Below are 15,351 nucleotides of genomic sequence, written 5' to 3'. Positions count from 1 at the left end.
ATGCAATCATTCTCCAGGGGCTCATATTCTTGCGACAGAACAAGCCCCAGGAAGCACTCGCTCGCTTCCAGGCTATCATCGATCAGTATCCGTCCAGCGAGTACTATCGCTTGGCCGAGCTAACCATTAAAGAATTGAACAACCTTTAAATTTTCGTATGATTCGAGTATCACGTGTCAAATCTTTAATAATTATTGCCGCCCTGGTAGCCCTGGGGTGGGAGCCGGTGCAGGGAATTTCGCGCCTGTCCTACAGCCGACCGGGTCCCATGATGCGGGTTCCGATGAGTTCCGTTATCCGCTCGCCCTACCTGTTCAGCGCTGGCTTTGTGTCTGAAGTGGTGAACCTGTCACCTTATAATAGTGCCTCAGGCGTCTACTTTGATTCCGAGATTTCCAAGAATCTCCGCCTGGGTATGTCGTCTGTGTCGACGCTTGATACCACTCTTGAGGTCGGTTTTCACCTGCAGCAGCGGTTATGGGCTTATGGCAATATCAGTTTCTCGGTCGGTTTGCAGGACATTGTTCTCAGTCAGTCCGACGGCGGGCTGAGTATGGACCCTGATCTGCTCTCGTTTATCGGCGTCATTTCCAGCGAGCAGACCATCGGTGGCTATTTATTGAATTCCTACATGGGCTTCGGCACGGGAGCCCTGGCGGGTGCCACGGCAGCGGAAGAAGATACCACTGGCGGATTTGAAACCGGTGATTCCGAGCCTGAATCTGCCACCCAGCTAACACTGGGCGTCTACGCCGGTTTTCTGTTAAAGACACCCCTGTTTGCCAGTCGCGGTGGTCTGGATGTGATCGGTGAATTTGATGGTCGCGGGGTGAATGTCGGTATCCGGATTCCCATCACCACCGATTACCGTCTCCAGATCGGTTTTGTCCACGTTGAAAGCTTGCCGGATTTTGGCGGTCAGGAGGAGGGTGTGGCCCTTACCCCTGATGCGCCGGCCATGGTGGTAGGGCTGGAGCTGGCAGTGCCTCGTCTCGAGAAGAAACCGGCAGCGCGCGAAGTGGAGGAGGTAGCTGCTATGGGGCCCCGGGTGGCGCCCGAAATAGAGGAAGAAGGGCTCCTGGCGCGCCAGATGGATTCCACCCTCCAGGCAGCGGACTTTCTACTGGCATCTCTCCGCGATTCGTTACGCATGGCCGACTTCGAGGTTGATAACCTGCACAGCCAGATAGCCCTGCTTGAGCAGCAACGCGTGTTCCTGGCGGATTCGGTGCGTAGCATGTTCCTGCGCATCCAGATGATGAAATCCAATATGAATTATACCATGCGGCACCTTTCAGCCTCGCAAAATCATTTCTGGAAGGGAAACTATCGCGATGCGCTCCAGGAAATCGAGATGGCGATCCAGCTGAATCCTGATCTAGCCATTGCATATGCACGTCGCGGCTCGATATATTTCAAATTGGGCGATGTCCAGCGTGCCACGATCAACTGGAACCTGGCACTGAAGATTGACCCGGAGTACGACGATGTCCGTAATATTCTCCGGGCGCTGAAGGAGAATCGCCTGAAGACTACATCTCTCAAACAACAGTGATAGGATCGTATGGATTTCGCAACCATAATTGGTGTCTTGATCGGCGTTGGCCTGGTAGGCGGTGCCATTTTTATGCAGGGAGTCGCACAGGGTACCAATCCCAATGTATTTGTGGATTATCGCTCGATCATGATTGTCTTGGGTGGTACGTTGGCGGCTACGGCCATCGCGTTCCCACTTAAAGAGGTTCTGCGCCTGCTCACAATCTTGCGAGCAGTGTTCAAAGGTGGGAAATTGGAGCTGGGACCGTTGGTGGATGAGATTGTCGATATGAGTGGTGTCGCGCGGAAGGGTCCCAAGGATCTGGAAGACGCCCTCGTTCGGGTCGGCAACCCGTTCCTTAAAGATGGACTACAGATGGTCGTGGATGGCTATTCTGTGGAGGAGATCCGGGATATCCTGGGAACCCGGGTTGAATATCGTGAGGATCGGGAGCGCACGGAAGCCAGTTTATTCAAGGCTATGGGCAAGTTTTCTCCCGCTTTTGGGATTATTGGCACCCTGATAGGTTTGGTCTATATGCTCAAGGGTATGGGTGCTGGGGGGACTGAAGACGTAGCCGCCCAGGTCGGGGGCGGCATGGCTACGGCCTTGATTACCACCTTCTATGGGGCTTTGCTGGCCAACCTGTTCTTCTTGCCCATGTCTGAAAAACTAACCAGCCAGATCAGCAGCAAAAGCGCCATGCAGAATATGATCACGGAAGGGGTCTGCCTGCTCCAGATGAAGAAGCATCCCCTGATCGTGCGCGAAAAAATAAATTCGTTTATTCCACCAAGAGAGTGGAAGAAGATGGAACCGGGAGGAGGAGCCTAGAACTAAATCATGCCAATCAAACCAAGAGAAGATGAGGGCCTGCCGGAGTACTTTGCGACTTTTGCCGACATGATGACCCTGTTGATGACCTTTTTTGTGCTATTGTTCTCCATGTCGACGCTGGACCCGGTGAAGATTGCTGACATGGCCGCCTCGATGGAGGCCAATCTCGCAGGGAAGGCGAAAGAGACGAGAGTGGCCATCAAGACGCAGAGCCAGATCCGCCAGGAAGTGCTTACGGCTATTGACCAAACGCGAATGCAGGAGTTTGCTCAGGTTACCCACAGCCCCAAGGGAACCAGTATCACCATTGACAGCCGATTTGCATTTGATATCGGCGAAGCTGAACTCAAGCCCGCCATTTACCCCTTCCTGGATGCCGTCATTCCGATCATGATGGACCAAGGCAACAAGTTTCCAATCGCTGTGGAAGGACATACAGACAACCTACCCACGATTGGCGAGATTGCTGCTCGCTATCCCACCAATTGGGAGCTGTCAGCAGCCCGGGCGGCACGGGTGGTCAGGTACTGTATCGAAAAAGGAGTACCGGGGGGCAAACTCCGCGCTGTCGGCTTTGCCGATCGGATCCCCTATGGCACCAGCTGGCAGCAGACCCGGTATGGCGTGACCGAAGAGATGGTGAGGGCAGGCAATAGCACCCCCGAACTTCAGGCCCAGAATCGGCGGGTGGAAATCACCTTCCTCTCGGTCGGCTAACAATCATAGGAGCACCTGATGCGTCTGCGCACCGCATTATTCACAGTCACCCTGTTGATCCTGGCAGGGAGCACCACCCTGATTAGAAGCCAGGAAGCGGGCTACTTGTCTCAGAAGCTGCTGCTGGAAAATACCATCCAGCAGCGGATCACCAACGCCATAGCCAAGATCCTGGACGAGTCTCAGTTTGTCGTTGACGTCAAAGTTGAGCTGGCCTTTACCCCGGCCCGGCAGGTGGAGACGGTCTATCGCACCCCTGACGGTCGCTTAATTAAAGGCGAGGCGGCCCAGCCGGAAGGCGCTGCTCCAGGCGCTGAGGCAGAACGTGCCCCGCGAACGGTCGTTAATCCTTTTCCCATTCCAGGTTTCCCTGATATAACCACTGAAATCGGTGAACCGGTGCGCCCCCTGGAAGAAGAGGCAGCCGATGAGGCCCTCATAGAAGGTGAACCGGGAGCGGAGGCGGCGGAGATCACCGGGACGACCACTGAAACCACCGGCGGCCTGCCCAACATCAAGTCTCTGGCCGTCAATATTATCCTGGAGGATGGTGTCTCGCCCCAGACGATTGAAAACGTACGCCAGGTGGCGCTGATTGCCTCCCGTTTTGACCGGGACCGCGGTGATGTACTATCTATTACCACCGCCTCGTTCAAAGACCGCCGGCCTTTACCGGAAATGGCTGTCGCTGAAGCACCTGTTACCCAGATTCAAATCGAACAGGCCAAAGCCTTAGAGGAAAAGCTCAGGGAGGCTCAGGCCCGTAACGAAGAACTCATGAAGGAGCTGCGTAAGCGGGAGCTGGAGTATCTGCAGCGGTCCGAGGAAGAACGCAAACAGGCGCTGGCGGACCTGGCCCAGGTCCAGAATGAACGGGCCAAGGACCTCATTTTCCTGCAGCAGCAGCGTGAGGAGCAGAACGCCAGGCTCCAGGAAGCGCTCCTCAACCAGATCGACGAATTGCGTAAGGAGCTCGTCTCTGGCAGGCTCCCTCAGGATGAACAGGATATTGTATCGTTTCAGGCTGCTTCCCTGGAAGATTCCCTGGCTGCCATGCGGGTAGCCTTTGCGGCCGAGAAGGAGCGTCTCCAGGCCCAGATTGAGGCGGCCTTCGCTCGTGAACCGCCCCCGGCGCAGGGTTTTGCTGGCTTGAGTGGCAGCAACCTGCTATTACTACTGGGTGTGATCCTATTAGTGGTCCTGGTTGTTGTGACGGTGATTTTGGTTGCTTCCCGAAGCCGTGCTCAGGCGGCACCTGTGGGCATGGTCTATCCAGGGCCCGTGCCGCCGCCCTATCTCCGTCGCCGACCAGTGCCTCGTGCTGCTCCACCAGCGAGGCCTAAAAGGAAGGCCAAGCCGGAGGAAGCTGTTGAGGAGGAAGCCAAGCCTGAGAAAGCGAAAGTTGCGCCGGCCCCGCCGGTGAAAGAGGAGGCTGCGCCGGTAGCCGAGGAGGCAACAATCCCTGAAGCCACCAAAGTGAGCCCTGCCACGACAGCGGAACCGGTCCCGAGCCAGGTGGAAGAGGATCCCGAGGTGTTGCGCTCCGAAATCAAGTCTATGCGGCAGTCGGTCGTCTCTATGAGTGTTGGCCGTCCGGAATCAGCTACCCGGATCCTTAGTGACTGGCTCCAGCAGGAGGTGGCACCGGAAGCGGCCGGAAGTATTGAAGCTAAGGCACCGGAGGTTGCCGAGGCCGAAGGTCAAGAGGAGTCCTAAGTATGGAATATGCCGGTTTATCGGGCCTCGATAAGTCCGCGATCCTGTTCCAGGTGCTGGGCGATGGTCTAGCGGTGACTATCTTCAAGGAGCTCAGCGACACCGACATGCGCCGGGTCCGGGTTCGAGCGCGGGAGCTGACCAGTGTGCCCTTTAAGGTCAAAAAGGCGGTGCTGGAAGAGTTCTATTTCAGTTTCATGACCGAGAAGTTCAAGGAATCCACCGGCGAGGTGCGCAAACCGTTTGCCTTCCTGGAGAAGTTGTCGGATGAGCAGGTGGCCTATCTGGTCCTCGCCGAGCCCCCGGCTATCCAGGGCATTGTTCTCGCCCAGCTGGATGCTGAGCGCCAGTTGAAGATTTACAACCGTCTTGATCCCAGTCAGCGCATCGAGGCCCTCATGGAGCTGGGCGATTCCGACGCTATGAATCTTGAGGCGGTGGCAACTATCGCGAGTGACCTGAAGGGCAAGGCGCGCTTCCTGCCTAAGGCGTCGGAGTTCGAGCGTGGCGGCGGCGAGAAGCTGGCCGGCATGTTGAGCAAGATGTCATTGGATCAGGCCGATCTGTTTATGGAGAAGCTCAGCCAGGACAATCCCGACCTCTACAAGGAGGTCAAGCGCCACTACCTTACCTTCGAAGATATTTTCCAGCTCCCGGACACCATCCTGCGGGATATCCTCAACGTAGTGGAGCTGGATGATCTCGCGCGCGCCGTCAAGGGAATTGCTGAGGAGACGGTAGAAGGGGCCCTTAAGGTACTGCCTCAGAAGAAGCAGGCCATGTACGAGCCGGTGGAGGTACCCCTTTCCAAGCGGGAGGTTACCGAAGCCCGGCGCAAGATCATGGAGCAGGTCCGCAAGCTGCAGGCGGAGGGGCAGATCAGCCTGGCTGATATCCTGAGCGGGGAGATGGTGGAGTAAGGCGCAGCGCTTTTTCCGCCTGTTTTTATAATTCAGCGGGCCGGGTGATTTTCCCGGCCTGCTTTTAACGACCGCTAATAAGTGAGAGACTTCCCGGGCACGATAGGCCGGCACCTATTCCTGATACGGGAGCTCGAAACTGGCCTGGTCTATTCAGTACTTCCGTGCTCCAGCGCCGCCTGGGCGGCTGCCAGGCGGGCCACCGGCACCCGGAACGGCGAGCAGCTTACGTAGTTCAGGCCTACCTGGTGGAAGAAGTGGATCGAGGCCGGGTCGCCGCCGTGCTCACCGCAGACGCCCAGCTTAAGTTCCGGCTTTACTCGCCGTCCTTTCTCAACGGCAATGCGTACCAGTTCGCCCACGCCGGTGCGGTCAAGGCTCTGGAAGGGATCTTCCGGGTAAATACCCACCTGCAGGTAGTGGGGCAGGAACGAGCCGGAGTCATCCCGGGAAAAGCCGCAGCCCATCTGGGTCAAATCATTGGTGCCGAAGCTGAAGAAATCGGCTACCTTGGCGATCTCATCGGCAGTTACCGCGCCCCGGGGCACCTCGATCATGGTGCCGATCGATAGGTGGGGAATCTCACCGATGGATTGACGCACCTCATCGTAGACCTTCTCGATGATCTCCCGCTGGTGCGCCAGTTCCTTGAAGTGGCCTACCAGCGGGACCATGATTTCGGGCCGGGCATCTTTGCCTTCCAGGATCAGTTCTGCGGCGGCCTCCAGCATGGCGCGGGCCTGCATTTCGGTAATCTCGGGATAGCTGATCCCCAGTCGGCAGCCCCGGTGCCCCAGCATGGGATTGAACTCTTCGAGTGCCTCAACACGGGCACGGATCTCCTCCGGCGTGCGTCCCATGTCGGCGGCCAGCTTGATCTGGTGGATCTTTTCGTGGGGGACGAATTCATGGAGGGGTGGGTCCAGCAGTCGGATGGTCACCGGCAGGCCCTCCATAGCCAGGAAGATGCCGCGGAAGTCCTGCTTCTGGAACGGTAGCAGCTGCATGATGGCCTGGCGCCGCTGTTCGGCGTTGTCCGCCAGGATCATCTGGCGCACGAACTGGATGCGCTCGGGCTCGAAGAACATATGTTCGGTGCGGGCCAGCCCGATGCCTTCGGCCCCCAGACGCCGCGCCTGCTCGGCGTCCTCCGGGCGATCGGCATTGGCCCGGATGCCCAGGGTGCGAATCTCATCGCACCACTCCAGAAAGGTCTTGAGGTTCTCGTTTTTGGCCGGGTCAATGGCGATGAGGGGCAGTTCCCCCTCGTAGACCAGTCCCTTGGTACCGTTCAGGGTGATGACATCCCCCTCGTGCAGGCTGGTGCTGTCAACCCGAACCTCTCCCTGGTCGGCGTCAATTTCCAGTGCCTGACAGCCAACGATGCAGCATTTGCCCCATCCCCGGGCCACCAGGGCGGCGTGGCTGGTCATACCGCCCCGAGAGGTGAGGATCGCCTCGGCGGCATGCATACCGTGTACGTCTTCAGGGCTGGTTTCGGTGCGCACCAGGATGACCTTCTCACCCTCTCCGGCCATTTCTTCCGCCTTGTCGGGTGTGAGTACGATTTTGCCGGTGGCGCCGCCGGGGCCGGCCGGCAGGCCCTTGGCCAGCGGCCGCCGGGAGCGCTCCACCTCTGGATCTACCATGGGATGCAGCAGCTCATCCAGCTGGCTGGGTTTCACGCGCTGAATGGCGGTGGTTTTATCGATCAGCCCTTGCTGGAACATTTCCACCGCCATACGCAGAGCGGCCATTCCATTACGCTTGCCGGTCCGGGTCTGGAGCATGTAGAGCTTCCCACTCTCGATGGTGAACTCCAGGTCCTGCATGTCGGTATAATGTTCTTCCAGTGTCTCCCGGTAGTCCGCCAGTTCCCTATATAGTTGCGGCGTGAGATGCTCCAGGGAGGGCAGGGTGTTGCCCTCGTTGCGGCTGGCCTCGTTGAGCGGATTAGGCGTACGAATGCCGGCTACCACATCCTCGCCCTGGGCGTTGGGCAGCCACTCGCCGAAGAAGGCATCCTCACCGGTGGCCGGGTTGCGGGTAAAGCCGACACCCGTAGCGGAGTCCTCGCCCAGGTTGCCGAATACCATGGCCTGGACGTTGACCGCCGTGCCCCAGTCATGGGGGATGCCCTCGATCCGGCGGTAAGATACGGCCCGCTTGCCGTTCCACGAAGCGAACACGGCCCCAATAGCGCCCCAGAGCTGCTCCACAGGCTCGTCGGGGAAGATTTCCCCTAGAACTTCCTTAATCTTGGCCTTATAGGCCTCGGTGAGTTCTTTAAGATCGGAAATGGTGAGTTGATAGTCGAAGTCGTATTTTTGTTTCTTTTTCACAGCTTCCAGCAGCTGGTCCAGCTGCTGACGAATGCCGTGCCCTTCTGGGGGGCTGATTCCGGCAGCCTTTTCCATTACCACGTCGCTGTACATGGTGATGAGCCGTCGGTAGCAGTCCCAGGCGGAGCGCTCGTTATTGGTGCGGGCGGCCAACCCCGGCAGCGTTTTGGAGGTCAGCCCGATATTGAGTACCGTCTCCATCATGCCGGGCATGGAGGCTCGAGCACCGGATCGCACCGAGACGAGCAGCGGGTTATCCGGATCACCAAAGCGGCGGCCCATGAGTTCCTCGGTGTACTGAATTGCCTGATTGACTTCCTCCTGCAGGGAAGTTGGATAATTGCGGTCATAGGCATTGAAATAGGTGCAGACTTCGGTAGAGATGGTAAATCCGGCGGGCACAGGCAGGCCGATGCTGGCCATCTCGGCCAGATTGGCCCCCTTGCCGCCCAGAAGTTCCCTCATGTCGGCAGCACCTTCGGCCTTGCCAGCGCCGAAAGTATAGACATACTTGCTCATAACTAGTTCTCCTGAATAAAAAAACAGCCTGCAAACTTAGCGATGGTTTATAGGGACAGTAAAGCGGCGAGTGGTAAACTGGTGATAAAATATTAGCCTGGGGGTGAGTACTGCCGTTACTTTTTGATCCCAGCTCCCATGCGAAGCCGGCGTCAATGTGTCGGTTGCTCTGGTAGTGGGGAGGATTTTGACTTGTTATAAAAAAAGGAACTTCGATGGCGGTTAAATCTATTCTGATTCTGGGCGGTTATGGCAATGCCGGACTGGCCATTGCCCGCTTATGCCTCCAATACACTGATGCCCGGTTGACACTGGCCGGACGGAGCCAGTCCAAGGCGGTCGAAGCCTCGGCCCAGCTCAATACTGAGTTTGAAGACATCCGGGTATCGGCCCTCCAGGTGGACGCTTCCAATGAGGTGGAATTGAATCGAGCCCTGGTGGGCGTGGACTTGTTGGTGGTGGCTTCGAGTACATCACAATATGTGCGGACGGTGGCTGCGGCGGCCTTGTCGGCGGGTAGCGATTATCTGGATATCCAGTATTCTACAGCCAAGGTAGAGGTCCTCAAGTCAATGGTGGGAGAGATTGAGGCGGCGGGTCGCTGCTTTATCACCGACGGTGGCTTTCACCCTGGTGTGCCGGCGGCTCTGGTTCGGTACGCCGCGACCAAGATTGATAACCTCGAGAAGGCGGTGGTAAGCTGTGCTCTCAAGGTCGATTGGGGCGCGTTCTCGGTGGGTGAAGCCACCGCTGCGGAGTTCGTGTCCGAAATGCTTGACTACCAGTTGGTGCACTATAGGAACGGGCAATGGAGGAAGGCCAATCTGTGGCGCACGAAGGACTTCCTCAGGATGGATTACGGCGAGCCTATTGGCCGCGCCTATACCGTACCCATGTTGCTGGAAGAAATGCGCGCCCTTCCGGAGTTGATCCCCACCTTACGTGACACTGGCTTTTACATCTCGGGCTTCAACTGGTTTGTGGATTGGGTGCTGTTTCCGATCGGCCTGCTGGCTCTGCGGCTATGGCCCCGGGCGGCGCTCCGACCAGTAGGTCGTCTCCTTTTCTGGGGGATGGAGACGTTCTCCCGGCCACCATACGGCATCATATTGCAGCTGGAAGCCAGTGGAGGGGATGAAGGCGGGGCCAGAACCCTGCGGGTGCGCCTCGCTCATGAAGATGGCTATTTCCTGACGGCCGCCCCCACCGTGGCCTGCATCAGGCAGTATCTAGACGGGTCCGCGGCCAAGCCGGGCCTGCACTTCATGGCCCACGCCGTGGACCCGGTGCGGATGCTGGAGGATATGGAAGAGATGGGAGTGAAAGTGTCCATTCAAGAGGAAAATTCATTGTGAAAATCGTCCCGGCGGAGCTGCTGGGAGAGGTGAGTGATCTGGATATCGTCAGCGCGATACGCCTGGTATGGGAGCGGATGAAGATCATCATCTAGCCTTCAGCGGCAGGCCCGTGGCGGTGGTCAGATAAGCGCAGACGTTGGCGATACCATTCCTACTTACTTCTCCAACCGACTTCGCCGGCTACCACCTGAGCATGGCAGCCAATATCTCCCTTACCTTTGACTCTGGTACCGAGGGTGCCGTCACCGGCTTGCGGGCCGCTGCGGAGGGTCCCGCGGCGAGGAAGATTCACTAGCTCATTGGCGCTTGAGCCTAACTAGGGCGTTGACATGGGTCACGGCTGCTGTGCGGCCGGTTATTCCCGCTTGTGGTTGGGATCAATTGGCCGATTGCCTCCACCCGCCTTTAGCCCCTACCTTCACCCCACTATTTTGAGGAGTCATACATGCAGATTGAGCGCATCAACAAAGGCCAGTGGGGTAAAATCCGGGCTTTCTTCGACGTTCGCACCGACGAAGGGCTGGTGGTTAAAGGCTTCAAAATTGTCGAGGGCTCCAGTGGTCCCTTCGTGGGTATGCCCAGCCAGAGAGGCAGTGACGGGCAGTACTATGATACCGTTATCGCCGAACCGGAAGTGAAGGAGGAAATCACCCGCCTGGCAATGGAGGCTTATGGCAGTGACATCGTCCAGGGTGGCCCGCCGATGTATGAAGAACCGCCGCCCTTCGGCAATGACGACATCCCTTTCTAACTATTACTCGCCGGTTACCCGTTATCTGATAACCACGGTCAGGTTAGATATCTCCCACACCTAAGCTCCCCCGCATGGAAAACTACGGCATCCTCTCCCTCCTGCCACCGGCGGCGGCTCTAGGACTGGCCCTGTGGAAGAAACAAATCTATCCTGCCCTCCTGCTGGGCGTCTGGATGGGCTGGTGGGTCCTGGATGATTGGAACCCCCTGGTGGCCATCGGCTCAACTGTTACCGCCATCGTGGCGGTCTTTGAGGACAGCAGCAACACCCGCATTATCCTCTACAGCCTGCTGGTAGGGAGCGTACTTACTCTCATGAGCGCTACCGGCGGTGTGGAGGGGTTCGTCCAGTGGGTAGGTGACCGGCGCTGGGTCACCGACCGACGCCAGGCACAACTGGTGCCCTTTTTCCTGGGCGTACTCATTACCATTGAGAGCTCCATTACCGCGCTGGTGGCAGGTACGGTAGGGCGGCCCCTCACGGATCGCTACCGGGTAAGTCGGGAGAAGCTGGCCTACATCTGTGATTCCACCTCCGCGCCCATCTGCATGCTGGTGCCTTTCAACGGCTGGGGGGCGATGGTCATCGGTCTGCTGGCGGTGCAGGGGGTGGAAAGTCCCGTAGCGGTGCTGCTATCCAGCCTGGTCTGGAATTTCTACCCGATGGCAGCTATTCTTTTGGTATTACTTACCATTCTGACGGGCCGGGAGGTGGGTTCCATGAAGCGAGCCGAGCGACGTGCCCGTGATGAGGGCAAACTCATGGCTGATGGTGCCCATCCCCTGGTGGGAGAAGACGTTCTGGGAGTGGCTACTCTGACGGGCCTCAAGCCCCAGCCCATCAATCTGGTCCTGCCGGTACTGACAATGATTATCGCCATTGTGGCCGGTATCATTATTACCGGCTGGGCCAGCGCACCGGAAGGGAGCGGTCTGTGGACTATCATCCAGGCCAGCTCCGGCTCCACGGCGGTCTTGTGGGCGGTGATCGCCAGCCTGGCGGTCCTGGGTATCCTGAATGTCCGCCCCCGATTTGGTCGCAATTCCGGGCAGGGACGGATGTCAGGGCAAGCCTACCTGGACCTTTCATTCAGGGGCATGGGGGGAATGATCCCGGTTGTTGCCCTCCTTATTCTGGCCTTCGCTTTGGGTAATACGGTGCGGGAGCTGGGCACGGGCGATTACGTAGCCCATATCATCGGCGGCGTGGCCGGGAGCAAGGTAGCGGTAGTCGGCCTGTTCCTGCTGGCCTGCCTGATGGCCTTTGCCACCGGCACCTCCTGGGGGACCTTCGCCCTGATGGTGCCGATTGCGGTACCTCTGGCGGCGGCCCTGGATGGCTCCCTGCCCCTGTACCTGGCGGCCGTCCTGGGCGGGGGCGTTTTCGGCGACCACTGCTCCCCTATCTCCGATACCACCATCATTTCCTCCATGGCCTCCGCCTCTGACCATATGGACCACGTGCGGACACAGATACCCTATGCCCTGATCGGAGCGGGGGTGACTACTATCCTATACCTGGCGGTGGGTTAAGGGTCGCGGGAACCTGAGTTAACCAACAAAGGCGGATCATTGACACAAGAACCTGAAAAGCGGTACCTTTTAAAAATGACAGTTATACAGACCAAAGCCCTTGACTCTGAGAAGCTGGACGAAATCATCCGGCGAATTGTCGAAGTGGCGCAGCCTGACAAGATCATTCTGTTCGGTTCCGCAGCCAAAGGTGAAATGGATCACAACAGCGACGTGGACCTGCTGGTGATCAAGAGCGGTGACTTCCACCCCGGCTGGCTCACCGAAGAGATCTACATGGGACTCTACGGCGTGGGCCAGGCAGTAGATGTGATCGTGGTTACGCCTGAGGATGTAGAGCGTTACCGGGACAGCTGGCCGACGGTCATCTACCCGGCTTTACGGGAAGGAAAGGTGGTCTATGGCGCATGAGCGGCTGCCCCCGGACGATCCTCGAGAATGGCTAAACCGGGCTCGGAGCAATCTGGCCCGGGCGAAGGCTGGGGCTGTAGTACCGGAGGTTTACCTGGAAGACCCTTGCTTCGACGCCCAGCAGGCAGCGGAGAAAGCCGTCAAGGCGGTACTGATTCATCGGGATATCCCCTTCCCTTACATCCATGATCTCGCTGAGCTTCTAAGGTTGGTTGAGAGCGGTGGGGAATCCGTTTCAGATCGGGTGAAGCAAGCTGGCCGCTTAACGCGATTTGCGTTTGCCACTCGCTACCCGGGCCCGGTTGCACCGGTTTCCCTGGAGGAATATGAGCGGGCCGTAGCTATCGCCGAAACGGTCCTCCGCTGGGCCGAGGAATGTATTGGTAAAAGGCCGCAAGAAAGTGGCTAGCGGACAAAACATCAAGAGAGGCTGCTAATCTCGGTCGGACCCCCCTGATCATGGATCGTCGCAGAGGCAGCGATTGGACGCCTGCAGGCAGGCAGCCGGGTACACATCATCTCCTCCATGGCCTCCGCCTCTGATCACATGGACCATGTGCGGACGCAGATACCCTACGCCCTGATCGGAGCGGGGATTGCTTCCATTCTCTACCTGATTGTATCCTAGCCTGGATTGTACCAAGACCAGCGTTGCTTGCCGACTTTCTCCTCGTCTTTTGCCACACCAGCGCTTGTAATTTAGACCCCCGTGTCCGAAATTATGGGTGCTTCTTACCAATGAATAAACCTGCTTTCTTTAGCTGTACCTGTACCTTTTCTCCCGCATCTTTACCTATAGGAGGGATAGATGTATAAGATTAAGGAAGGGATGTTCTCCTGGCTCTTGCATAAGGTCACGGGGGTAGCCATCGTCGCTTTTCTGATCTTTCATATCTGGAGCATGGCCAAGATGTCCAAGGGGCCGGAAGCCTTCAACGCCGTCATCGAAGTCTACAAGACTGCCCTGTACCGGGCCGGTGAAGTGTTGCTGCTGGGGGCTATCCTGTTCCATGGGCTCAATGGCCTGCGGTTGATCATCGGAGAATTCATCCCCCGGACCTTGCATAAGCATAAACTGGCCGTCTACCTCACCCTTTTTCTGGCGGGAGCGCTGTTTATCATCGGCGGCGTGATCATGTGGAGGGCGGAATTATGAGCAGTCGCGGATCACAAGCCTGGTTGTTCCAGCGCGTTACGGGTGCCCTCATTTTCCTCCTTCTGGGCACCCATGTTTTCCTGTATCACTACTTCATGGGACCGGCTAATTGGAGCTTTGACATTATCGGTTTTGGCGCTGCCGATTTGGCGAAAATCAAGGCTGATCCCAACCTGATGAAGTACTACTCGCTGGCCAAGGTGTTTGTCACCCCCCTGTGGAAGGTATTCGATGTCACCTTTATCTCCCTGGCCACCTACCACGGGTTTTACGGCATCAAGGCCATTATAGACGATTGGGTCACCCATAACGGCTGGCGGGCCATTGGCAACTGGATCACCTATATAGTCGGTTTCGTCCTGTGGGTGATTGGTGTGGTAGCGGTTGTCAGTTTCACTCCCAAGCCGGTATAGGGGGCGGCCATGGTTCACAAGTTTGATGCGATCGTAGTAGGTGCTGGCGGTGCGGGCCTGCGCTGCGCACTGGAACTCAGCCAGCACAATTACAATGTGGCGGTTCTCTCCAAGCTCTACCCGGTGCGCAGCCACACCGGTGCGGCCCAGGGTGGTATGGGCGCGGCCCTGGGTAATGAGGAACCGGACAGCCCCGAATGGCACTTTTTCGATACCGTCAAGGGCTCCGATTACCTGGGCGACCAGGATGCTATCGAAATCATGTGCGAGGAGGCGGTGGAGACTGTCCTGGAGCTGGAGCATTTTGGCCTGCCTTTCAGCCGAACGCCCGATGGCAAGATCGCTCAGCGTCCCTTTGGTGGTCATACGCGAAACTTTGGTGAGGCCCCCGTCAAAAGGGCCTGCTATGCTGCCGATCGGACCGGCCACATGATTCTCCACACGCTCTTTGAACAGTGCGTGAAAAACCAGGTGCGGTTCTTTGATGAGTTCTACGTCTTGGATCTGATTATCGATGGGGACACCTGTGTGGGTGTTGTGGCCTATGACTTGACTACTGGCGAAATTCACGTGTTCCAGTCTAAGACGACCTTCTTTGGAACGGGCGGCTACGGCCGGATCTTTTCCATCACCTCCAACGCGCATACCTATACGGGAGATGGGATGGCCATCTGTTTCCGCCGGAGCATTCCGCTGGAGGATATGGAGTTCGTCCAGTTCCATCCCACCGGTATGCGTAAGCTGGGCATTCTCGTATCCGAGGCGGCCCGCGGCGAAGGTGGCATCCTGCGCAATCGGGAAGACCTGGACAACATCGGTACCGGTAAGGATGGCTTCATGGCCGCGGTAGCTCCGACCGTCAAAGACCTGGCGCCGCGGGATGTGGTTTCCAGAACCATGTACAACGAAATGAAAGAGGGCCGGGGTATTGCCGGTACCGGGGACCCCGCCACGGATTATCTCTACCTTGATCTGGTGCACCTGGGCGCTGAAGTCATTAATACCAAGCTGCCTGATATCTCCCATTTCGCTCGAACCTACCTGGCGGTTGAACCCATTAAGGAGCCGATCCCGGTACAGCCTACCACCCACTATGCCATGGGTGGGATCCCCACCGATATAGACGGCCGGGTATTGTG

At 57.7% G+C, this 15,351-nt stretch carries 16 protein-coding genes and 1 pseudogene; 16 read left to right on the top strand and 1 reads right to left on the bottom strand.

Annotated features, from left to right (window positions below; all coding sequences use genetic code 11):
• Window positions 1-5 precede the first annotated feature (5 nt).
• From ACETWG_00520 to ACETWG_00495, 6 genes are read left to right on the top strand one after another with little or no spacing between them, the layout of a single operon-like run.
• A complete protein-coding gene (locus ACETWG_00520; GenBank protein MFB0515071.1) occupies window positions 6-149 on the top strand; it encodes a tol-pal system YbgF family protein in 144 nt (47 codons plus the stop codon).
• Window positions 150-157: 8 nt separating this feature from the next.
• Complete coding sequence (locus ACETWG_00515) at window positions 158-1,555, top strand: tetratricopeptide repeat protein (GenBank protein ID MFB0515070.1); 1,398 nt, start codon at window positions 158-160, stop codon at window positions 1,553-1,555.
• 9 nt (window positions 1,556-1,564) lie between these two features.
• Window positions 1,565-2,371 (top strand): motility protein A, encoded by an 807-nt coding sequence (locus tag ACETWG_00510; GenBank protein MFB0515069.1) that lies wholly within the window; start codon window positions 1,565-1,567, stop codon window positions 2,369-2,371.
• A gap of 9 nt (window positions 2,372-2,380) precedes the next feature.
• On the top strand, window positions 2,381-3,091 hold the full coding sequence (locus ACETWG_00505) for a flagellar motor protein MotB (GenBank protein MFB0515068.1): 711 nt from the start codon (window positions 2,381-2,383) through the stop codon (window positions 3,089-3,091).
• Window positions 3,092-3,109: 18 nt separating this feature from the next.
• Window positions 3,110-4,807, top strand: a complete 1,698-nt coding sequence (locus ACETWG_00500; GenBank protein MFB0515067.1) for a flagellar M-ring protein FliF C-terminal domain-containing protein — start codon at window positions 3,110-3,112, stop codon at window positions 4,805-4,807.
• Window positions 4,808-4,809: 2 nt separating this feature from the next.
• Window positions 4,810-5,727 carry a FliG C-terminal domain-containing protein gene (locus ACETWG_00495; GenBank protein ID MFB0515066.1) on the top strand — a complete coding sequence of 306 codons (918 nt, stop codon included), beginning with the start codon at window positions 4,810-4,812 and terminating at the stop codon, window positions 5,725-5,727.
• Window positions 5,728-5,876: 149 nt separating this feature from the next.
• Here ACETWG_00495 and ppdK read toward each other — a convergent pair whose 3' ends face one another.
• Window positions 5,877-8,588: a pyruvate, phosphate dikinase gene (gene ppdK, locus ACETWG_00490; protein MFB0515065.1), complete on the bottom strand. Its 2,712-nt coding sequence runs from the start codon at window positions 8,586-8,588 to the stop codon at window positions 5,877-5,879.
• 215 nt (window positions 8,589-8,803) lie between these two features.
• Here ppdK and ACETWG_00485 point away from each other — a divergent pair, with 215 nt between their 5' ends.
• The 10 genes and pseudogenes from ACETWG_00485 to ACETWG_00440 all read left to right on the top strand — a co-directional run.
• Complete coding sequence (locus ACETWG_00485; GenBank protein ID MFB0515064.1) at window positions 8,804-9,943, top strand: saccharopine dehydrogenase family protein; 1,140 nt, start codon at window positions 8,804-8,806, stop codon at window positions 9,941-9,943.
• A 139-nt stretch (window positions 9,944-10,082) separates the two neighbouring features.
• Window positions 10,083-10,241 (top strand): hypothetical protein, encoded by a 159-nt coding sequence (locus ACETWG_00480; GenBank protein MFB0515063.1) that lies wholly within the window; start codon window positions 10,083-10,085, stop codon window positions 10,239-10,241.
• A gap of 150 nt (window positions 10,242-10,391) precedes the next feature.
• Complete coding sequence (locus ACETWG_00475; protein MFB0515062.1) at window positions 10,392-10,697, top strand: septation protein SpoVG family protein; 306 nt, start codon at window positions 10,392-10,394, stop codon at window positions 10,695-10,697.
• Between the two features lie 74 nt (window positions 10,698-10,771).
• Window positions 10,772-12,232, top strand: a complete 1,461-nt coding sequence (locus ACETWG_00470) for a Na+/H+ antiporter NhaC family protein (GenBank protein ID MFB0515061.1) — start codon at window positions 10,772-10,774, stop codon at window positions 12,230-12,232.
• 75 nt (window positions 12,233-12,307) lie between these two features.
• Window positions 12,308-12,643, top strand: a complete 336-nt coding sequence (locus tag ACETWG_00465) for a nucleotidyltransferase domain-containing protein (protein MFB0515060.1) — start codon at window positions 12,308-12,310, stop codon at window positions 12,641-12,643.
• The gene (locus ACETWG_00460; GenBank protein ID MFB0515059.1) at window positions 12,633-13,052 is read left to right on the top strand and encodes a HEPN domain-containing protein; all 420 of its coding nucleotides are present in this window, start codon (window positions 12,633-12,635) and stop codon (window positions 13,050-13,052) included. The genes ACETWG_00465 and ACETWG_00460 overlap by 11 nt, the downstream gene beginning before the upstream one ends.
• 105 nt (window positions 13,053-13,157) lie before the next feature.
• Window positions 13,158-13,271 (top strand): annotated as a pseudogene (locus ACETWG_00455) (Na+/H+ antiporter NhaC family protein).
• A gap of 180 nt (window positions 13,272-13,451) precedes the next feature.
• Entirely contained in the window at window positions 13,452-13,799 is a 348-nt protein-coding gene (sdhC, locus tag ACETWG_00450) for a succinate dehydrogenase, cytochrome b556 subunit (GenBank protein ID MFB0515058.1), read from the top strand.
• Complete coding sequence (locus ACETWG_00445; GenBank protein MFB0515057.1) at window positions 13,796-14,212, top strand: hypothetical protein; 417 nt, start codon at window positions 13,796-13,798, stop codon at window positions 14,210-14,212. Before sdhC ends, ACETWG_00445 begins: the two co-directional genes overlap by 4 nt.
• Before the next feature lie 9 nt (window positions 14,213-14,221).
• The coding region (locus tag ACETWG_00440) for an FAD-dependent oxidoreductase (protein MFB0515056.1) at window positions 14,222-15,351 on the top strand (1,130 nt) is incomplete at its 3' end.

The sequence above is a fragment of the Candidatus Neomarinimicrobiota bacterium genome, assembly GCA_041862535.1.
GTDB lineage: Bacteria > Fidelibacterota > Marinisomatia > SCGC-AAA003-L08 > TS1B11.
This window is presented reverse-complemented; position numbering and strand designations above follow the sequence as displayed.

What these genes read in the sequence shown, in the direction of transcription:
- ACETWG_00515 (MFB0515070.1), top strand. Translation starts at nt 158, where the DNA reads ATGATTCGAGTATCACGTGTCAAATCTTTAATAATTATTGCCGCCCTG.
- ACETWG_00510 (MFB0515069.1), top strand. Translation starts at nt 1,565, where the DNA reads ATGGATTTCGCAACCATAATTGGTGTCTTGATCGGCGTTGGCCTGGTA.
- ACETWG_00505 (MFB0515068.1), top strand. Translation starts at nt 2,381, where the DNA reads ATGCCAATCAAACCAAGAGAAGATGAGGGCCTGCCGGAGTACTTTGCG.
- ACETWG_00500 (MFB0515067.1), top strand. Translation starts at nt 3,110, where the DNA reads ATGCGTCTGCGCACCGCATTATTCACAGTCACCCTGTTGATCCTGGCA.
- ACETWG_00495 (MFB0515066.1), top strand. Translation starts at nt 4,810, where the DNA reads ATGGAATATGCCGGTTTATCGGGCCTCGATAAGTCCGCGATCCTGTTC.
- ppdK (MFB0515065.1), bottom strand. Translation starts at nt 8,588, where the DNA reads ATGAGCAAGTATGTCTATACTTTCGGCGCTGGCAAGGCCGAAGGTGCT.
- ACETWG_00485 (MFB0515064.1), top strand. Translation starts at nt 8,804, where the DNA reads ATGGCGGTTAAATCTATTCTGATTCTGGGCGGTTATGGCAATGCCGGA.
- ACETWG_00475 (MFB0515062.1), top strand. Translation starts at nt 10,392, where the DNA reads ATGCAGATTGAGCGCATCAACAAAGGCCAGTGGGGTAAAATCCGGGCT.
- ACETWG_00470 (MFB0515061.1), top strand. Translation starts at nt 10,772, where the DNA reads ATGGAAAACTACGGCATCCTCTCCCTCCTGCCACCGGCGGCGGCTCTA.
- ACETWG_00465 (MFB0515060.1), top strand. Translation starts at nt 12,308, where the DNA reads ATGACAGTTATACAGACCAAAGCCCTTGACTCTGAGAAGCTGGACGAA.
- ACETWG_00460 (MFB0515059.1), top strand. Translation starts at nt 12,633, where the DNA reads ATGGCGCATGAGCGGCTGCCCCCGGACGATCCTCGAGAATGGCTAAAC.
- sdhC (MFB0515058.1), top strand. Translation starts at nt 13,452, where the DNA reads ATGTATAAGATTAAGGAAGGGATGTTCTCCTGGCTCTTGCATAAGGTC.
- ACETWG_00445 (MFB0515057.1), top strand. Translation starts at nt 13,796, where the DNA reads ATGAGCAGTCGCGGATCACAAGCCTGGTTGTTCCAGCGCGTTACGGGT.